Source organism: Paenibacillus sabuli, assembly GCF_014705605.1.
Taxonomy (GTDB): domain Bacteria; phylum Bacillota; class Bacilli; order Paenibacillales; family Paenibacillaceae; genus Paenibacillus_D; species Paenibacillus_D sabuli.
In genome coordinates, this window is record NZ_JACXIZ010000033.1 from 51070 (window position 1) to 69902 (window position 18833).

Sequence of the window (18833 nt, forward strand, 5' to 3'; positions counted from 1 at the left end):
GTCATGCGCAAAACGACCGGCGATAAGGTGTTCGATCTCTTCAATATCGCATTCATGCTGCTGCTGCTGCTGATCGTGCTGTATCCGCTTTATTTCATCGTGATCGCCTCCTTTAGCAATCCGGACCGGATCAACGCCGGCGAGGTATGGATCTGGGTCAACGATTATACGTTGAAGGGCTATCACGAAATTTTCCAGCATGAGCGCATCTGGACCGGTTACCGCAACACGATCATTTACATGGTCGTGGGCACGCTAATCAATGTTGTCATTACGTTGACCGGCGCGTATCCGTTGTCTCGGTCCGATTTTTACGGACGCAAATTTTTTATGCTGCTCATTGTGTTTACGATGTTTTTTTCCGGCGGTCTGATTCCGATGTACTTGCTCGTCAAAAATCTCGGCATGGTCAACACGATCTGGGCGATGATCCTGCCGCAGGCGGTATCGGCCTGGAACTTGATCATTGCGCGCACGTTTTTTCAGAATTCGATCTCCAACGAGCTGCGCGAGGCGGCGGCGATCGACGGCTGCTCAAATCTCAAGTTTTTCCTGCAAATTGTCATTCCGCTGTCGAAGGCGATTACCGCGGTCATGGTGCTGTTTTACGGGGTCACACACTGGAATTCATATTTCCAGGCGCTGATCTACCTGCGCAACGAGGACCTGTATCCGCTGCAGCTGGTGCTGCGCGACATCTTGATTCTGAGCCAGTCGATGTCGGAGATGATGGCCGATCAGGACGACTATGAGAGCCTCGGCGAGACGATCAAGTACGGCGTGATCATCATGGCGAGCGTACCGATGCTCGTGCTGTATCCGTTTTTGCAGAAGTACTTTGTCAAGGGTGTCATGATTGGATCGTTGAAAGGATAAAAGGGGGAGCAAAACATGAGCACATGGACGAAAAAGGCAGGACTGGGCCTGCTCGCGGCCGCGCTGGGAACGTCGCTGCTGGCGGCTTGCAGCAATGGCAATAACGAAACGCCCGGCGGCGCGGAGGCGGAGCCCGGCGACAATTTCAATGCGACGGGTTATCCGATCGTCGACGAGAAGGAGACGCAGCACTTTGTCATCTCCAAGGGGCCGGCCCACGGCGACTTCGATGAGATGGACACGGTGCAGGCGCTCGAGGAAATGACGAATGTGCATATTCAGTGGGAAGCGATCTCGCAATCGGGCTTCGACGAGAAGAAGAACCTGATGTTCGCCAGCGGCGAGCTGCCCGACGGCTTTTTCCTCGGCCTCAACTCGCAGGACGTCATTCAGTACGGCCAGCAGGGCATCCTGCTGCCGCTGGAGGACCTGATCGAGCAATACGCGCCGAACATCAGCCGCATCTTCGAGGACTACCCGGCAGTGCGGCAGGCGGCGACCGCCCCGGACGGCCATATCTACGCCTTGCCGTGGTTCGAGGGCTATGAGTACTTCCTGTACCGCAATACACTGCTGATCAACAAGACGTGGCTGGATAATCTCGGGCTCGACGTTCCCGAGACGACGGAGGAATTCCATGAAGTGCTGAAGGCGTTCAAGACGCAGGACCCGAACGGCAACGGCAAGGCGGACGAGATGGCCTCGACCTGGCTGCATAACGAGGCGACACGCGGCTATTACGAGCTGTTCGGCGCATTCGGAGCGGTCGACGCGATGGATATGTTCTCCATTGAGGACGGCAAGGTCCGCTTTGAGGGCGTGCGCGACGAATATCGCGACGGGCTCAATTATCTGCATGCGCTGTATGCGGACGGGCTGATCGATCCGGAGACGTTCACGCAGAATGCCGATCAGCTCGCGGCCAAGACACGCACCGGCAATGTCGGCGTACTGGCGGCGTTCACGGGCATCTTCGAGCTCGGCGAGGAGCTGCTGTCCGAGCATTATGTAGCGGTGCCGCCGCTCAAAGGGCCGAACGGCGATCAGCTATGGCGTCGTCAGGACAACCGGCTGCAGCAGAACTTCTTCTCGATCACGTCGGAAAATCCGCATCCGGAGGTCGCGATCCGGCTGGCCGATGCGATGAACGAGACGGATATGCGCGTTCAGTTGCATCGCGGGCCGTTCGGCACGCATCTGCAGCGGACGGACGACGGCCTCATCGAGCCGGTCGACCCGCCGGCAGGCGTCAATGCGCTCGAGTTCAAGGGGCAGGAGGCCCCGCTCAATTCGCTGCCGTTGCTGTATCCGCAGGAGGACCTCGATCTCAACAAGCCGGATGCGCCGCAGCGCTACCGTATGGAGTTCTATGAGATCTACAAGCCGTACATCGTGCCGGAGGAAAACTATTTCCCGCTCACATACATCGACGAGGAGAAGACGAGGCGCCTCGCCATCCTGGAGACGGATATCATGCAGTACATCCGCAAAATGGAAGCGAAGTGGATCATCGAAGGCGGCGCCGATGCCGAATGGGATGCCTATCTGAAGGAGCTGGGCAACATGGGCTTGGAGGAGTACATCCAGATCCATCAGGACGTGTACGATAACTTGATGAGCGCGCAGTAAAGGGCGCGGCCGTAAGCGAAAAGACGCTCATGAGTGAGCGTGATCCCCGTGAGGAGTGAGGCATGTGCAAGCGTATAATGTGAATAGCAATAACCGTCTTGTCGTTAGCGAAGAAGAGGTGCTCGTGTATGAATCGCCGCACCCGTCGAACATCTTCGCCTACAGCCCGTCCATCGCCGCGCTTCCCGGCGGTCGGCTCATGCTGACGATGGATATCGGCGGCGCGGGCGTCAGCGAGCTGGAGGGCCCGCTGACCGCGCATCCGTACAAGGAAAATCCGACGAAAAAGCATTGGCAGGGCAAGCTCTTCCTCTCGGATGACGACGGGCTGTCGTGGCGGCATCAGCTCGACTTCCCGTTCAAGTGGGCCCGCGCCATTCAGGACGGCGAGGCGCTGTATCTGATCGGGGTGGACGGCGACCTGACGATCATGCGCTCGCCGGACCGCGGCGAGAGCTGGTCCGAGCCGGTGCGGCTGACGTCCGGCGACTTCTGGCATCAGGCGCCCTGCAATGTGCTGTACGCCAACGGCTGCGTCTATCTCGTGATGGAGAAGCGGATCGAGCACGACATGCAGGGCTGGTATGTGAGCGAGCTGGCGCCCGTGCTGATGCGTGCGCGGCTGGGCGACGATCTGACCGCCCCGCAGAGCTGGACGTATGCCTCCGAGCTGCCCTTCAAGCAGGCGGTCGATCCAAGCAAGCTGGAGGCTGTCGGTCTGCCGTTCTACCCGGAGACGAAGGACCGCATGACCGAGCAGGCGCCGGGCCGCTCCAGCGCGCCGATCGGCTGGCTGGAGACGCATGTCATCCAGTTCACCGATCCGGACCACTACTGGTGCGATCCGAGCGGGCACACCTTCCATCTGTGGGCGCGCGCCTTCACCGGGGGTACCGGCTATGCCGCGATCGCCAAGGTGACGGAGCATCCCGACGGCTCGATGACGACGAGCCTGGAGCAGGCGCCCTCGGGCAAGGACATCGTCTATGTGCCGTGTCCGGGCGGGCACATGAAGTTTCATATAATGCACGATCCGCAGAGCGGTCTGTTCTGGCTGCTCAGCACGCAGCCGACCGACAGCATGATTCGGGCGGATCGCATGCCGGACGGCATGGATGGCCTGGCCAACAATGAACGCCACCGACTGCAGCTTCATTTCTCGCGCAATGCGGTGGACTGGTGCTTTGCCGGCATGGTCGCGATCGGCGATACGCCGCTGCACTCCCGGCACTACGCGGGCATGGACATCGACGGCGACGATCTGGTCATCGCCAGCCGCTCCGGCGATGCGCGCGCTCATAGCGGCCACGACGGCAATCTCATTCTGTTCCACCGGGTGCGGGACTTCCGCAGCCTGGTGTACTAGAGCGAGTACGCTATGATGACGGAGACTGGAGAGCGGCGTCCCGCGCCCAATGTCATCGTGATCGTCGCCGACGACCTTGGCTACGGCGATCTGGGCTGCTACGGCAATGGAGAGGTATGCACCCCGCATCTTGACCGGTTGGCGGCAGAAGGCGTGCGGCTGACTCAACATTACAGCGCTTCGCCGATGTGCGCACCGGCGCGGGCCAGTCTGCTCACGGGCAAGTACCCGCATCGGGTCGGGACGACGGACGTCTGCTCGTGCCGCGGCCTGGAGCGGATTGCGCCGGACGAGCGGCTGCTGCCGGAGGATTTTCGCGCGGCGGGCTACCGCACCGGCCTCGTCGGCAAGTGGCACAATGGGCGCGACGACCGCCGCTATCATCCGCTGAGCCGCGGCTTCGACGAATTCGTCGGCTTCTGCATCGGCGGCATGGACTACTGGGACTGGACGCTGGAGGATAACGGCAAGGTGCGGCCGGCCGACGGCCGCTATCTGACCGACGTGCTGACCGAGGAGGCGCTTGGCTTCATCGGCCGGCATCGCGCGCAGCCGTTCTTCCTCTACCTCGCGTATAATGCGCCGCATACGCCTCTGCAGGCGCCGGAGGCGGAGATCGAGCCGTTCCGCCGGACGGGCCGCTTCACCGAGGCGGTGAGCACGATCTATGCGATGATTCATCGCATGGACAGCGGCATTGGCCGCATCCTGGAGGCGCTGCGGGACTATGACCTGGAGGACGATACACTGGTGCTCGTCGTCAGCGACAACGGCCCGGACATGAAGGGCGAGGGCGAACGTTCGGCGCGCCGCTTCAACGGCATTTTCAGCGGGATGAAGGGCAATGTGCTGGAGGGCGGCATTCGCGTGCCCGGTATCGTACGCTGGCCGTCTCGGCTGTGGGGCGGTCAGACATGCGCTGCCCCGATCCACTTCAACGACTGGCTGCCGACGCTGCTGGACTGCGCTGGCATCGGGCTGAATGAGCGGCGGCGCGGCGCGCTCGACGGGCGCAGCGTGCTGCAGTTGCTAACATCCGCGTCGGATACGGGAGCAGGCAGCGGAGGATGGGCCCGGGCCGACGGAGCCAGCCACGGGCTCAACAATGATACGACCGGGCATGATGCGCAGACAGTCGGCATAGGCGACGCTTATCGTGGCGCCGATCAGAGCGAGAATGCTTCTGCCTCTACCTCCGCCTCTGCCTCTGCCCCGGCCGATCTCGCCACGAGAGCAGGGCCAAGCTCCGATTCGGCGGGGGAAGCTGAGGACGCGGCAGATGCTGTGGGGGCTGCGGCAGCGCTGCGGCAGCTGTGGCAGTGGAACCGCTACGAGCCGGTCGCGCGCTGCAATGCGGCATTGCGCGAGGGCGACTGGAAGCTCGTCTATCCCGCGATTGCCGAAGCCATGCGCTACGAGCCGAGCGATACGCCGGTCACCCAGGCGATGCAGCGCAATCCGACGCTGACCTACGAGCTGGTGCGGGAGCCGGTGCGGCGCACGTATCCGGCGCCTGCGCCGCCGCGGCTGTACAATCTGGCTGCCGACCCTGGCGAGCGGGAAGACGTATCGGCGCAGCACCCGGAGCGCACGGCCCGTATGGCGCGGGAACTGGATGCCTGGTTCGCCGAGCTGGCGGAGCAGAGCCGATTACGGCAGCGCGAGACACTGGGCCTGGGGCAGCGGTGATCTTTATATGATGAATAGGACGCGCACTTGTCATGCATGATAACGGGGAACGCTTGCTTGAAGCGAAAGGAGCGATTCCCTGATGAAGCACTACGATTCCAGCATGCCGACGAACAAGCCCGTCTCTCAGGCGCAGGGCTCGGTAAAGAAACTGCACAATGCCGTCTCCCAGGCGCTCAGCCATCCGTCCGAGCAGAGTGTGGAGCAGGCCGAGCATGCGTTGGCCCATTCGGAGCAGGCTGTGGCCGAGGCGCGCGCGCATTCCGAAGACGGCCAGGGCGTAGATCTGGTGGAGGGCGTGCTGCAAGAGGAGCGGGAGCGACTGCAGGCGGCCGAGCAAGCATTGCGTGAGCAGGAATAAACGCCGTATGGATGCAAAGATGCTGCCCAAGTAAGTGTAAGAACCCAATCGACAACCGCCCTCATGTGGGGCGGTTGTTTTGCTTGTCTGATTTTTATCTTGCATTCAAAAAAAGTGGTTTTTGGTGATAATGGGGCTGTAAATCTGTATTCGTATTTAAAAATAGGTTATGATGATAGAAGATGGTGTGGGAAAGCGAGGTTTAGATTTTGAAAAAGACACCCTTTATACCAGATAGACTGCCGCTGCAAAGCGATCAATTAAATCAATTGTTTTTTTTAAAGGAACTGATTGAAGCAAATAAAAAGATTGCCCAGTATCAGGTTTTGCTGCAGAATACAAAGCTGCCCTCCCATTTGTTGCTCAATCCGGTCATGCTTAATGAGGCTGTCCAATCCACAAAAATTGAAGGCACTCAGGTCACGCTGGACGAAGTGTTGGAGGTAGAGACGAAGAGTAGAAAAAATAACAAAGATGTGCAGGAAGTCGTTAATTATTATCAAGCGCTCCGTGAAGGCATGGATAAGCTGGCACTCCTCCCCATTTCAACGAGGCTTTTCAAAGCGATGCATCTTACGCTCATGTCGAATGAAGTAAGAGGGAGCAACCGATCGCCGGGAGAATATCGAAAAATACAAAATTTTATTGGACCGGAGGGCTGCACGCTGGAAACGGCGACATTTGTTCCTCCGCAGCCCCAAATGGTCGACAATCATATGAACAACCTGGAGATCTACATCAATGATCCGCAGGATGAATTAGACGAGCTTGTGCGCATTGCGGTCATTCATGCCCAGTTTGAAACCATTCATCCCTTTCTTGATGGAAATGGTCGAATCGGACGTATTTTAATTCCGCTCTATTTATTCAACAAGAAGGTCATTGACTTTCCTAACTTTTTTTTAAGTGAAGCGCTTGAGCGGGATAAGCACAAGTACTATCGATTTTTGAACGATACGCGTTATAAAGGGGATTGGAACCAATGGGTCCAATTTTTCCTCCAGGCCATGATTCACCAGGCCGATAAAAATATTCGATTGATTCATGATGTCAATCAATTATACGAGCATGACCTGGAACTATCGCAATCCTTGATTAATAGCAGCGGGGTCAAAAAATTGGTGGACGCCATGTACCAGAAGCCAATTTTCACGGTTCATACAATCTCTGCGATAGCTGACATTCCGGAGGGGACGTGCAGGCGGTATTTGACAGCCCTGGAGTCCAGTCGGATCGTCTTTTCCGACGGCAAGCCTCGCTCAAAGACATACTATTACTACAATCTTCTGGATAAGCTTAGATAGAGCGCAGAAAACAGTTATGCCAAAGAAAAGCGACCGCAATTCAGTCGCTTTTTTTGGCATAATCGCTGGATGAGGTGCCTTATCCAATTTTGCGAAAATTTTTATATCCCTGCCCAAGCTTTCTTATATATCCGCCAGATCTGAAAGCGCTTTATAATGAGGGCGTAGCATCCAATCCAAGATGAAGGAGTTGGTGTGTGATGAAGAGGAAATGGTGGACAGGCACGGCACTGGCGTGCGCCGTTGCTTTGGTGGCCCCAATGTTGGGTCCGGTGCCGGAGGCGCAGGCGGCGGGCGATTTCCTTATGGGCGGCGACGTCTCGATGCTGCAGGAGATCGAGGAGCGAGGCGGCGAGTTCTACGACAACGGCGTGGAGGGCGACGCGCTGGAAATTCTGGGCGAGCACGGGATGAACGCGGTCCGGCTGCGCCTGTGGGTCGACCCGTACGACAGCTCCGGCAATCCGTACGGCGGCGGCACCAACGATCTGGCGACGACGATCGCACTCGCCCAGCGGGCCAAGGCCGAGGGGATGGACGTGCTGCTCAATTTCCACTTCAGCGACTTCTGGGCCGATCCTGGCAAGCAGAACAAGCCGAAGGCCTGGCAAAGCCTGACGTACAGCCAGCTGCGCACAGCAGTCTACAATTATACGAGCAGCGTCATCAGCCAGATGAAGACCGCCGGCGCACTGCCGGATCTGGTACAGGTCGGCAACGAGGCGAGCAGCGGCATCCTGTGGAACGACGGCAAGGTCGGCGGGGGCATCGACGACTTCACGCAGCTTGGCGAGCTGCTCACCTCGGCGATTAACGGCATCAACGCGGCGCTCTCGCCGAGCGAGGACATCGAGATCGTGCTGCATCTGGACCACGGCGGCGACAACAATCTCTATACGTGGTGGTTCGACAAGATCGAAGCCGAGAACGTCGACTACGACATCATCGGGCTCACGTATTACCCCTTCTGGCACGGGACGATGGGCGAGCTCGCGTACAATCTCAATGCGATCAGCGCGCGGTACAACAAGGATGTGATGATCGTGGAGACGGCGTACGGCTTCACGCTCGCCGACGGCGACGGGCTGGGCAATTCCTTCTACACAGCGGAGGAGAGCATCGGCGGCTATCCGGCGACAGTGGCGGGCCAGACGGCGTATCTGCACGATCTGAAGGAGATCGTGGAGGATGTGCCCGGCGGCCATGGCCGCGGCATCTTCTGGTGGGAGCCGACCTGGCTGCCGGTCACGGGCGCGCACTGGGGCAGCGAGGCCGGCAAGCTGTACAACAACGATACCGGCCTGCTGTCCAACCCGTGGGACAATCAGACGCTGTTTGACTTTAGCGGCAACCTGCTCTCGACCGTCTCCGTCTTCACCGAGCAGGCTCCGGTCAATCTGGTCGCTAATCCGAGCTTTGAAGCGGACGGCTGGACGACCACCCCGTCCTCCTGGAGCCGCTGGGCGGTCGACACCGCCTCGTATGATGCCATCAAAGTCGAGGATGTCGGCGTGAATGGCGGCTACAAGCTGACGCACTGGCTCGATACCGCCTATGAGGCGTCCACGTACCAGACAGTGAGCGGGCTGGCGAACGGGACATATACGTTGTCGGCCTGGGTGCTCAGCAGCGGCGGGCAGAATACGGCGCAGCTGTACGCCAAAAATTACGGCGGCACCGAACGCAATGTCGCTGTGCCGACCAGTCCGTCGGAATGGGTGAAGATCGAGATTACGGACATCCCGGTCACGAACGGCCAGATCGAGATCGGCGTCTACTCCGACGCCAATGCGAACAACTGGATGAATCTGGACCTGGTGAAGCTGTACCGGACGGACTGAATCCGGCGAACTGTCTCGGCTGGCCGAACGATCGAACAGAGCCCGGATAAACGAACCGATCGAAAGGACCGAACCGAAGCCGCACGCACCGAACGGACGAACCGCAACCTGACAAACCGAACGAAACTGCCAGCCCAGGATCTGAGCTTGACCCGGCGTCGTTAATGATGCCGGGTTTCTTGAAGTTGATAGATACGCGGGACGAAACGGACTCGGCGTCCAAGGACAGCCACGCCGTTTCGCCTTGCCCCACACTCTAACGGTCACCAGAGACGCTTAGCACGCTAAACACGATGAATTTCGCCATGAAAGAGCCTCTAAGCGTCGCTCCTGTCCGTTAGAAGTGGCGATAGATGCATAATCAGCGCTAAGCTCCTCCAGTGTCCGTTAGCGCCGCGCTGGCAATCCGTAATCGGCTTGCCTTGAAGCTAGCGGCTGGCAGAGCACTTTTTAGGCGGACGGGCCGCTTGCAAAATCTTTATACACCCCGCGAAGTTTTCTTATATAGGACACGGACTGAAAGCGTTTTATAATAGGGGTAGGGCAAAGCAAGACAACGCAAGGCAAGGCAAGGCAAGGCAAGGCAAGGCAAGGCAAGTTGTTGGAGGCAAGCCATTCAAAGGGGGAGAGCAAGATGAGAATAGATAAGGTGAGAGCGTTCGTCCTTCCCGTATTGGTCGCTCTGCTCGCGCTGACGCTGTCGGCGTGCGCGCCGGATCGGAGCGGGCAAGAAGGCGGGGCAGGAGATGGAGGGGGCGGCAACGCGAACGTGGTCGGCAATGCGAATGGAGAAGGCGCGAACGGGGGCAATGGCGCCGGGGGGAGCGGAGGCGCCGGCAACGGACAGGCAAGCGGCGGAAACGGAGCAAGCGGCGACGCCGGGGCGGGCAGCGGCGATGACGCTGCCAAGCCGGAAAGACTGATCGTCTGGTCCAACGACGACGCCAAGCATGTGGCGGCGGTGGAGCAACTGGCCGGCGCCTTCACGGAGGAGACCGGGATAACGGTCGAGATCGTCCCGGTGAGCGGCTCCGAGCAGGTGCAGAAGCTGGCGCTGGCGGCGCCGGCGGGCAACGGGCCCGACCTGTTCTACCAGCCGCAGGACCGGCTCGGCGACCTCGTCGTGCAGGGACTGGCCGATCCGGTGGAGCTGACGGCGGAGGAGGCGGCGCAGTACAGCGAGGCGGCGCTCGATGCGGTGCGGTACGAGGGCGAGACGTACGGTCTGCCGATCTCGATCGAGACGTATGCGCTCTATTACAACAAAGCGCTCGTCGGCGAGCCGCCCGCAGCCCTGGAGGAGGCGGCGCAGCTGCCGGCCGAGCTGACCGATCCCGGCGCGGATCGGTACGCCTTCCTGATGGTGCCGGACTTCTACTATGCCATTCCGTTCATCCTGAATTACGGCGGCTACATTTTCGGCGAGCAGGACGGCGCGTACGATCCGACCGATATCGGACTGCGTAACGAAGGCACCGTGGAAGGGATGACGGCGTTCGCGGACTTCGTGGCTAGTACCGGCATTCCGCCGACGATGACGATCGACGTCATGGATACGCTGTTCCTCGAGGGCAAGGCCGGCATGGCCGTCAACGGCCTCTGGGCGATGAAGCCGTATGCCGAGGCGCTCGGCGACGATCTCGGCACGGCAGCCATTCCGACGGTGAATGGCGAGTCTGCGCCGTCCTTCGTCGGGGTGAAGTCGTGGTTCGTCTCCTCGTACTCCGAGCATCCGTCATGGGCCAAGGCGCTCGCGCTGCATATGACGGGTGCCGAGGGCTCGGCGGTGTACTACGCGCAGACCGGGGAGATCCCGGCGCAGCCGGATGCGCAGCAGGGCATCGACGATCCGCTCTACGGCGGCTTCGTGGACCAGATCGAGAGCGGCGTCCCGATGCCCAATATCCCCGAGATGAGCGCCGTGTGGGCGATGGACAGCGCCGTCGACTTCATCGTGCAGGGCGAGGATCCGCAGGAGGTGCTGGACGAGACGGTGCAGCAGATCGAGGAGCAGATCGCGTCATCCGGCCGTTAGCATTGGAGGAATCAACATGACGGAGCACAACCTTTCGAAGGTGCCGACCGTGCCCGGGGCGCAGACCTCGCATTTGAAGCTGTCCCGGTCGCAGCTAACACAGTCGGAATCATCGCAGTCGGAATCATTGCCGTCGCAAACATCGCAGTCGCGTTCAACGGAGCGGGAGCCGCTGCAGTCGGGGGCATTGCCGTCGCCATCATCACGCGCGCAGTCACTGCAATCGCAGTCGTCACAGTCGCGCCCGCCGTCACAGCCGCCACCCACGCCGCCGCGCCCCGGCCATCGGCCGGGGCTGGCGATGGCGCTGTCGATTGCATTCGCCGGACTCGGTCAGCTATACAATCGCAGCTACATCAAGGGCGCGGTGCTGATCGTGCTGGAGCTTGCCTTTATCGTCACCTTCGCCGATTTTATCGGGCTGGGACTGTGGGGCATCGCGACGCTCGGCACGATTCCGCGGCTTGACCATTCGATTTTTTTGCTCGTCTACGGCCTGCTGTCGCTGATGATGCTGGCAGTAGCCGCAGTGATCTATGTCATCAATGTGAAGGATGCAAGGCGCCAGGCCGAGCGGATCGCCGCCGGCTGGCGGCGTCCGGGGCTGCGCGAGACCGTGAAGCAGAGCTACCTGGCGAGCGTGCCGTATCTGTTATCGGTGCCGGGCTTCGTGCTGTTGCTGTTCGTCGTCGTCTTCCCGCTGCTGTTCGCGGTGTCGCTGGCCTTCACCAATTACGACCTGTATCATTCGCCGCCGCGCAATCTGGTCGATTGGGTCGGCTTCGACAACTTCGTGCGGCTCGTCACCGTGCCGATCTGGAATCAGTCGTTCGTGAAGGTGCTGTCGTGGACGCTCGTCTGGACGGTCGTGTCGACCTCGCTGCAGATCGCGCTCGGGCTGTTCCTGGCGGTGCTGGTCAACGACAAGCGCATTCGCTTCAAGCGGCTCATCCGGACGATCCTGATCCTGCCGTGGGCGATCCCGAACTTTGTGACGATCCTGATCTTCTCGGCGCTGTTCAACGATCAGTTCGGCGCGATCAACCGCGCGCTCCTGGGCGGACTCAACCTGCCGTCGATCCCGTGGCTGACCGATCCGCTGTATACCAAGGTGGCGCTGATCGGCATCCAGGTATGGCTCGGCTTCCCGTTCCTGTTCGCGCTGTTCACAGGAGTGCTGCAGAGCATCTCGCATGACGCGTACGAGGCTGCGGACGTGGACGGCGGATCGCGCTGGCAGAAGTTCCGCTACATCACGCTGCCGCATGTGCTGTTCGCGACCGCGCCGCTGCTGATCATCCAGTACACGGCCAATTTCAACAACTTCAATATCATCTACCTGTTCAACGGCGGCGGTCCGGCGGTGCGCGGGCAGACGGCGGGCGGCACGGATATCCTGATCTCGTGGGTGTACAATCTGACCTTCACGACCAACAATTACAACATGGCGGCGACGATCTCGCTCATCATCGGGGTCATCGTGATCGCCTTCGCCTGGCTCCAGTTCAGGCGGACGCGGTCGTTCCGGGAGGAGCGTGAGCAAGGATGAGTCCACGTGCGAAGTCGCGGCTCGAGGTCGCGCTGATCTACCTGATCGTCGCGGCGGCGGCGGTCGTCATCTTCTACCCGCTGGCGTGGGCGGTCGGCCTGTCGTTCAATACCGGCACGAGCCTGTATTCGTCGTCGATGATTCCGCGCCAGCCGACGCTGGAGCATTACCGCTGGCTATTCACCAGCCCGGAGAGCAACTATGTGACCTGGTATCGGAATACACTCTACGTCTCCACGCTCAGCAGCGCGCTGTCGATCGTGTTCACCTCGATGACGGCGTACGCGCTGTCGCGCTTCCAGTTCGTCGGCCGTCGCAGCGGCATGTACGCCTTCCTGTTGCTGCAGATGTTTCCGGTCATGATGGCGATGGTGGCCATCTATATCTTTCTGAATCTGATCGGACTGCTCAATACGCTGATCGGGCTCATCCTGATCTACGTGGGCGGTCAGATTCCGTTCAATGCCTGGCTCGTCAAGGGCTACCTCGACACGATCTCGCGGGAGCTCGACGACGCGGCCAAGATCGACGGCGCCGGTCCGATCCGGCTGTTCCTGCGCATCCTGCTGCCCTTGATTACGCCGATTCTGGCGATTGTCGCGTTGACCAACTTCATGCTGCCGATCTTCGACTTCATTTTGCCGTCGATCATCCTGCACGATCAGAGCAAGTACACCTTGGCGGTCGGCCTGTATCACTTTGTGACCGAGCGCTATTCGAATAACTTCACCGTATTTACGGCGGGCGCGATCCTGATCGCCGTGCCGATTGCGGTCATCTATCTGTTTTTGCAGAAATATTTCATTTCGGGTCTGGCCGCCGGCGGCACCAAGGGCTGACGGCCGGGCGTAAGGAGCTGCGAACATGACCAAGCCTGCTGAACCGATCCTGCCCTTTTTGAAGGGCGCGGACATTTCCTTCGTCGACGAGATCGAGCGCGAGGGAGGCGCCTTCTACGCGCATCCCGGCGCCGAGCGCGACGTGCTCGATATCCTGCGGGAGAGCGGCGTCAATTCCGCCCGCCTGCGGCTGTGGAACAATCCGGAATTCGACTATTGCAATCTGCCGCGGACGCTCCGGATGGCCCGGCGCATCAAGGACAAGGGCCTGCACTTCCTGCTCGACTTTCACTACTCCGATTATTGGGCCGACCCGTCCAAGCAGCATATGCCCAAGGTGTGGCGCTCGCTCGCATTCCCTCAGCTGCTCGAAGCGGTCGAGACGTTCACGCGCACTTGCCTGCGGGAGCTGGAGGCGGCGGGTGCGCTGCCGGACATGGTGCAGGTTGGCAACGAGATCACGAGCGGCATGGTATGGCCGGCCGGGCGCGTGGACGGCGAGCACGATACGCCGCAGCAGTGGGAGCGGCTGGCCGCGCTGATCGAGGCCGGGGTGCGGGGCGTGCGGGCCGCGGCCGCGGAGACGGGGCGACCGATTCCCGTCATGATTCACATCGATCGCGGCGGGGACAACGCCGGCAGCCGACGATTCTACGATCGCCTCGCGGAGCATGGCATCGACTACGATGTGATCGGCTTGTCTTACTACTCTTGGTGGCACGGTACGCTGGACGAATTCAGTGCGAACATGACCGATCTGGCGACGCGCTATCGCAAGCCGATCGTCGTCGTGGAGGTGGCGTACCCGTGGACGATGACGCCGCCCGACGAGCAGCCGCTGATCTTCAACACCGAGGAATGGCTGTATCCCGGCTATCCGCCGACGCCGGACGGCCAGCACGCTTGGCTGCGTGAGCTGATGCGCCGCATTCGCGAGGTGCCGCATGGGCTCGGCCGCGGCCTTTACTACTGGGAGCCATGCTGGATCCCGTCCAAGCCGACCTGGTCGGTCGGCCATGAGAACAACTGGTCGAATCTGACGCTGTTCGATTACGCGGGCCGCAAGCTGCCCTCGCTGGACGCTTTTCGGGAATAATCGAGGAATCGATTGAAAGGCCCCCGGGCCTTTCGGCATAATAAGGAGTAACAACGCCCGGGTGGTGATGGCTCCTTGGATTGGGGAAATGATAACATTCGCTACGTATTCTCTTCGATGGAACGCTCACTGCCGCTGTTTTTGGAATCGATTGGCTACAGCGCATGGGAGCGCGTCTTCCAGCGCCCCGAGGGCTATCCCTATTACCACTGGCTGCACACGCTGGAGGGCGAGGGCCGCTTCGAACTGCTCGGCCAGGCGGTGCGGCTGACCCGGGGGCAGGGCGTGCTGCTGACGCCGTTCGCGCCGCACAGCTACTACCCGGCCTCCGATCGCTGGTCGACGATCTATATCACGTTCGGCGGGGCGGCGGCGGAGGCGATCATGGAGGCGCTGCATATGAACAGCTCCACCATCTACGAGGAGGGCGAAGGGCCTTCGTTCGGCACGTTGTTCAACGACCTGTTCCGGCGCATTGAGCGGACGCCCTCGCATTCGGACATCGACGTCTCGACCGACCTCTACTACTTCCTCATGCAGCTGCGCAAGTTCGGCATGCTCAATCACGAGCCCTCGCTGTCGCAATACTATCAGCGTCTGGCGCCGATCGTAGGCTGGATGGAGGAGCACCTGGCCGACAACATCGGTCTGCCCGAGATTGCGGCGCATGCCCAGGTGGGCATACACGCCTTGCACGAGCTGTTCCAGCAGGCGTTCGACATGAGCCCGTACTCGTACTTCATCCAGCTCCGCATCCGCGAGGCCAAGAAGATCATACTGCAGCATCCCGAGCGCGCCCTGCGCGAGGTAGCCGAGCAGACCGGCTTCAACGACGTCAGTCATTTCGTGGCGACCTTCCGCAAGAAGGAGGGCATCACCCCTGGCAAGTACCGCGACCTGCACCAGACCGTCGACCAGGCGGCGGTGACGGAGCGGAGAGGGTGGTCGGAGACGGTAGGGGAGGAGCGAGTAGAGGAGGCACGAGAGGAGTAGCGAAGACGGCGCGGGGGATGAGGGAAACGGCGCTGTTGGAGTGAGTGGAGGCGGCGGAAGATCGGATGGCGCAGGAGGGGAGCCGAGGCGGTACGTAGTTGGCGCAAGATTGATAAGACGGGCGCGTCACGACGCATGCGCTGACGAACTGCCTAACGAACTGCGCGCGCGCTGCTTGGCGAACTGTCTGGCGAACTACATGACGAACTGCACGCACTGTATGACGAATTGCACTCCTTGGCGAATTGTCTGGCGAACTGTGTGACGAACTGCACGCGCTGCCTGGCGAACTGCACTCCTTGGCGAATTGTCTGGCGAACTGCATATGTGCAGTTGGATATAGATTGTACGATACAAAATAATGATTAAACTGCAAATGTGCAGTTGAATTCGTGTGATTCACGCCAAATTCGCTTTTTCATACGAATTTAACTGCACTTTTACAGTTCATACCCTTATTCGGCGGAATTTCATTGCATTAAACTGCACTTATGCAGTTGGTAGGCATCACTCAAGAACACAAGAGCCCTCTTGCCACACGTGGCAGGGGGGCTCTATGCTTGGAATAAAACTTGGGTCCAAAAGCAGCTATTGCAGGATCTCGAATCCTATAAATTGTAAATTGCGTAAGGGGCTACAACGCCCCCATGCGCTCCAGCAGGCGAACGAGCATGGCGGCGGCTTCGGCGCGCGTGATGTCGGCCTGCGGCTGCAGGCGTCCGGCCGGGTCGCCCTGCAGCAAGCCGGCGCTGACGGCGTCGGCGATGGCGGTGCGGGCCCACGGGGCGATGCGGTCCGCATCGGCGAAGCCGCGCAGCGCGTCGTCCGTGCCGGCTGCCGGGGCGGCGCCGACCCACTGCAGCGCCCGCAGCAGCAGCGCGGCCGTCTCCTGGCGGCTGATCGGCGCATCGGGCCGGAAGCGGCCGTCGGCATCGCCCTGCACGAGCCCTTCGCGAGCGGCGGTGGCCACGATGCTGGCGTACCAGCGCTCAGGGTCGACATCGCCAAACGCAGCGGCGGCATCCGTCTCCGTCGGCAAGCCGAGCGCGCGCACGACCATGGCGGTCAGCTCGGCGCGGGTAACGGCGGCCTGGGGCGCGAAGGTGTCGCCGTCCACGCCGTTCACGATGAGCCGCGAGGCGAGCCGGTGTACGGCATCGGCGGCCCAGGAGCCGTCCATGTCGGCGAAGGATGCGTCGTAGGTCAAGGCGGCGTAGAGTCCGCCCGTGCGAATCTGCCACGTCCAGCTGGCCGCGTCGGCTGAGCCGGCGGACTGGCGCACGGGCGAGAAGCTGGCTTGCGCCGATGCGCTGGCCGTGAAGCGCGCTATGAAGCCGCCTTGCGTCGTCGCCATGTCCTGCGGCTGCGGCGTCGTCAGTGTGACATCGTGGCCGAAGTCGGTCAAGGTGCGTTCGAAGCCGGCCACGACGGCGCCGATGCTGAGCTTGAGCGGCTGGCCGTGCAACTGGGCGCCGAGCTGTGCAACGGCTTCGAGCAGCGCACCTTGCTCGGCCTCGGTAGCGGGAGCAAGCGTCACCCGGAGCTCGCTGTAGGGCTGCGCTTCGAGCTCGGCGAGCATGGCGACGGGCAAGGCGTAGTCACCCAGGCCGGTGCGCACGTGCAGCAGGCCGTCGGGGTGCGTACGCAGCAGCGCGGCGGCGGTCGCCTTGGGCAGCGTCAAGGTCCAGGCGGCGTCGGCTGCCGCCTCCAGCTCGCGGCCATCGAGCGTAAGGCCCGCGCTCTCCAGGTCCTCCAGCTCGGCTTCGGTCCATTGCAGCTCCAGTGCCTCTTCGCCGACGGTGAGCTGCGCCTCATATTCGCGCGGCTGCTCCTGCGGCTCGTCGGTGTCGACCGACTCGTCGTCCGGATCGGCCGGCGGCGTCACCGGGTCGACCGGATCGACCGGGTCAACCGGGTCAACTGGCTCCGTCGGTTCGACGATGCTGTCAATCGTGATCGTCTGCAGCGCCACGTTGCCGGCGGCATCGCGGGCATAGACGGTGTAGGTGCCGTTGTCGCTGGCGGTGAAAGCACCCGTCGCCAGGATATCCGTGCCGCTGGCGCCGCCGTCGAAAGCGTCGGCCGTGCGGGTGCCGGCCAGCCAGCGCAGATGGGTCAGGGCATTGCCGGCCTCGCTGCCGTGCGTGCTGGCGGTGACCGTGATCTCGGCGGTCTCTGTCCCGCCGTCGGCGCTGAGATCGAGCGACGGTGCGCTGGAGACGACGGTGACGCCGCTCGTATCCGGGACGGCGAAGGCCGTCATCGCCGGATCGCCGGAGCCGCTGTAGACGAGCGTCGCCCCGTCCGGAAGGGCGACCTGCGCCTCGAGTGCGATCCCGTCCAGGTCGGCCAGACCGGCCGGCACCTCATAGGCGAACGGCAGGGTGGTGCGCGCCTCGCCCTGGCTGCCGGTATAGGCGGCGTAGACGGTCTCGGTGGCGGAGCCGGTGCCGAGCGCGATGCCCAGGCGCGGCGTGCCGGTGACGACCACGGGATCGCGGTAGGTCAGGGTGAAGGCAAGCACGCTGTCCGTGCCGTACAGCCCGTCGTTCGGGGCCGTCAGCACGAGGCCGACGACGGCGGCGCGGAAGGCGGCGGTGGCCGCTTCGAGCGTCGCTTCGGCGCTGTCGAGCTGCCCTTGCGTCTGGTTCGGGGCATCATCCGCGATGGCTTGCGCGTCGTTGACGGCGTCCTGCAGCGTGGTACGTGCCGCAGCAGGCGTATCGCCGACGTTCGCCCCTTCGGGATGATCGGTCAGCGCCTGCTCGGCGTCGGCGATGGCGCTCAGCAGTGCACTCGCGTCGCCTGCGCCGATGACGGCACCAAGGAACGCCGCGGTTGCCGCCTCGAGCGTCGATTCTGCACTGTCGAGCTGCCCCTGAGTCTGGTTCGGCGCATCATTTGCGATGGCTTGCGCGTCATCGATGGCGTCCTGCAGCGTGGTACGTGCCGCAGCAGGCGTATCGCCGACGTTCGCCCCTTCGGGATGATCGGTCAGCGCCTGCTCGGCGTCGGCGATGGCGCTCAGCAGCGCCGAAGCATCGCCGGCGCCAATGACCGTCCCGAGGAACGCAGTCGTCGCCGCCTCGAGCGTCGATTCTGCACTGTCGAGCTGCCCCTGAGTCTGGTTCGGCGCATCATTTGCGATGGCTTGCGCGTCGTTGATGGCGTCCTGCAGCGTGGTACGTGCCGCAGCAGGCGTATCGCCGACGTTCGCCCCTTCGGGATGATCGGTCAGCGCCTGCTCGGCGTCGG

The 18833-nt window shown here is 61.6% G+C and carries 13 protein-coding genes; 12 read left to right on the forward strand and 1 reads right to left on the reverse strand.

The window, feature by feature from the left end:
- Positions 1–3: 3 nt before the first annotated feature.
- From IDH44_RS18420 to IDH44_RS18475, 12 genes are all read left to right on the forward strand, one after another.
- On the forward strand, positions 4–876 hold the full coding sequence (locus IDH44_RS18420) for a carbohydrate ABC transporter permease (RefSeq protein ID WP_190920245.1): 873 nt from the start codon (positions 4–6) through the stop codon (positions 874–876).
- A 15-nt stretch (positions 877–891) separates the two neighbouring features.
- Positions 892–2505, forward strand: a complete 1614-nt coding sequence (locus IDH44_RS18425) for an extracellular solute-binding protein (protein WP_190920247.1) — start codon at positions 892–894, stop codon at positions 2503–2505.
- Between the two features lie 64 nt (positions 2506–2569).
- Positions 2570–3871 (forward strand): beta propeller repeat protein, encoded by a 1302-nt coding sequence (locus tag IDH44_RS18430; protein WP_190920249.1) that lies wholly within the window; start codon positions 2570–2572, stop codon positions 3869–3871.
- A gap of 15 nt (positions 3872–3886) precedes the next feature.
- Positions 3887–5560 carry a sulfatase-like hydrolase/transferase gene (locus IDH44_RS18435; RefSeq protein WP_190920251.1) on the forward strand — a complete coding sequence of 558 codons (1674 nt, stop codon included), beginning with the start codon at positions 3887–3889 and terminating at the stop codon, positions 5558–5560.
- A gap of 82 nt (positions 5561–5642) precedes the next feature.
- Positions 5643–5921, forward strand: a complete 279-nt coding sequence (locus IDH44_RS18440; RefSeq protein ID WP_190920253.1) for a hypothetical protein — start codon at positions 5643–5645, stop codon at positions 5919–5921.
- A gap of 209 nt (positions 5922–6130) precedes the next feature.
- Positions 6131–7225 (forward strand): Fic family protein, encoded by a 1095-nt coding sequence (locus IDH44_RS18445; RefSeq protein ID WP_190920255.1) that lies wholly within the window; start codon positions 6131–6133, stop codon positions 7223–7225.
- A 200-nt stretch (positions 7226–7425) separates the two neighbouring features.
- Positions 7426–9066: a glycoside hydrolase family 53 protein gene (locus IDH44_RS18450; RefSeq protein WP_190920257.1), complete on the forward strand. Its 1641-nt coding sequence runs from the start codon at positions 7426–7428 to the stop codon at positions 9064–9066.
- 634 nt (positions 9067–9700) lie between these two features.
- Positions 9701–11101, forward strand: coding sequence for a sugar ABC transporter substrate-binding protein (locus IDH44_RS18455; RefSeq protein WP_190920259.1), 1401 nt, complete (start codon positions 9701–9703; stop codon positions 11099–11101).
- Positions 11102–11402: 301 nt separating this feature from the next.
- Complete coding sequence (locus IDH44_RS18460; RefSeq protein ID WP_190920278.1) at positions 11403–12650, forward strand: carbohydrate ABC transporter permease; 1248 nt, start codon at positions 11403–11405, stop codon at positions 12648–12650.
- A complete protein-coding gene (locus IDH44_RS18465; RefSeq protein WP_190920261.1) occupies positions 12647–13489 on the forward strand; it encodes a sugar ABC transporter permease in 843 nt (280 codons plus the stop codon). Before IDH44_RS18460 ends, IDH44_RS18465 begins: the two co-directional genes overlap by 4 nt.
- Before the next feature lie 25 nt (positions 13490–13514).
- Entirely contained in the window at positions 13515–14585 is a 1071-nt protein-coding gene (locus IDH44_RS18470; RefSeq protein WP_190920262.1) for a glycoside hydrolase family 53 protein, read from the forward strand.
- A 75-nt stretch (positions 14586–14660) separates the two neighbouring features.
- On the forward strand, positions 14661–15578 hold the full coding sequence (locus IDH44_RS18475) for a helix-turn-helix transcriptional regulator (protein ID WP_223869807.1): 918 nt from the start codon (positions 14661–14663) through the stop codon (positions 15576–15578).
- 634 nt (positions 15579–16212) lie between these two features.
- Here the strand turns inward: IDH44_RS18475 and IDH44_RS27010 are convergent.
- Positions 16213–18833: S-layer homology domain-containing protein (locus IDH44_RS27010; RefSeq protein ID WP_190920264.1), on the reverse strand; the 2621-nt coding region annotated here is incomplete at its 5' end.

What these genes read in the sequence shown, in the direction of transcription:
- IDH44_RS18420 (WP_190920245.1), top strand. Translation starts at nt 4, where the DNA reads ATGCGCAAAACGACCGGCGATAAGGTGTTCGATCTCTTCAATATCGCA.
- IDH44_RS18425 (WP_190920247.1), top strand. Translation starts at nt 892, where the DNA reads ATGAGCACATGGACGAAAAAGGCAGGACTGGGCCTGCTCGCGGCCGCG.
- IDH44_RS18435 (WP_190920251.1), top strand. Translation starts at nt 3,887, where the DNA reads ATGACGGAGACTGGAGAGCGGCGTCCCGCGCCCAATGTCATCGTGATC.
- IDH44_RS18440 (WP_190920253.1), top strand. Translation starts at nt 5,643, where the DNA reads ATGAAGCACTACGATTCCAGCATGCCGACGAACAAGCCCGTCTCTCAG.
- IDH44_RS18450 (WP_190920257.1), top strand. Translation starts at nt 7,426, where the DNA reads ATGAAGAGGAAATGGTGGACAGGCACGGCACTGGCGTGCGCCGTTGCT.
- IDH44_RS18455 (WP_190920259.1), top strand. Translation starts at nt 9,701, where the DNA reads ATGAGAATAGATAAGGTGAGAGCGTTCGTCCTTCCCGTATTGGTCGCT.
- IDH44_RS18460 (WP_190920278.1), top strand. Translation starts at nt 11,403, where the DNA reads ATGGCGCTGTCGATTGCATTCGCCGGACTCGGTCAGCTATACAATCGC.
- IDH44_RS18465 (WP_190920261.1), top strand. Translation starts at nt 12,647, where the DNA reads ATGAGTCCACGTGCGAAGTCGCGGCTCGAGGTCGCGCTGATCTACCTG.
- IDH44_RS18470 (WP_190920262.1), top strand. Translation starts at nt 13,515, where the DNA reads ATGACCAAGCCTGCTGAACCGATCCTGCCCTTTTTGAAGGGCGCGGAC.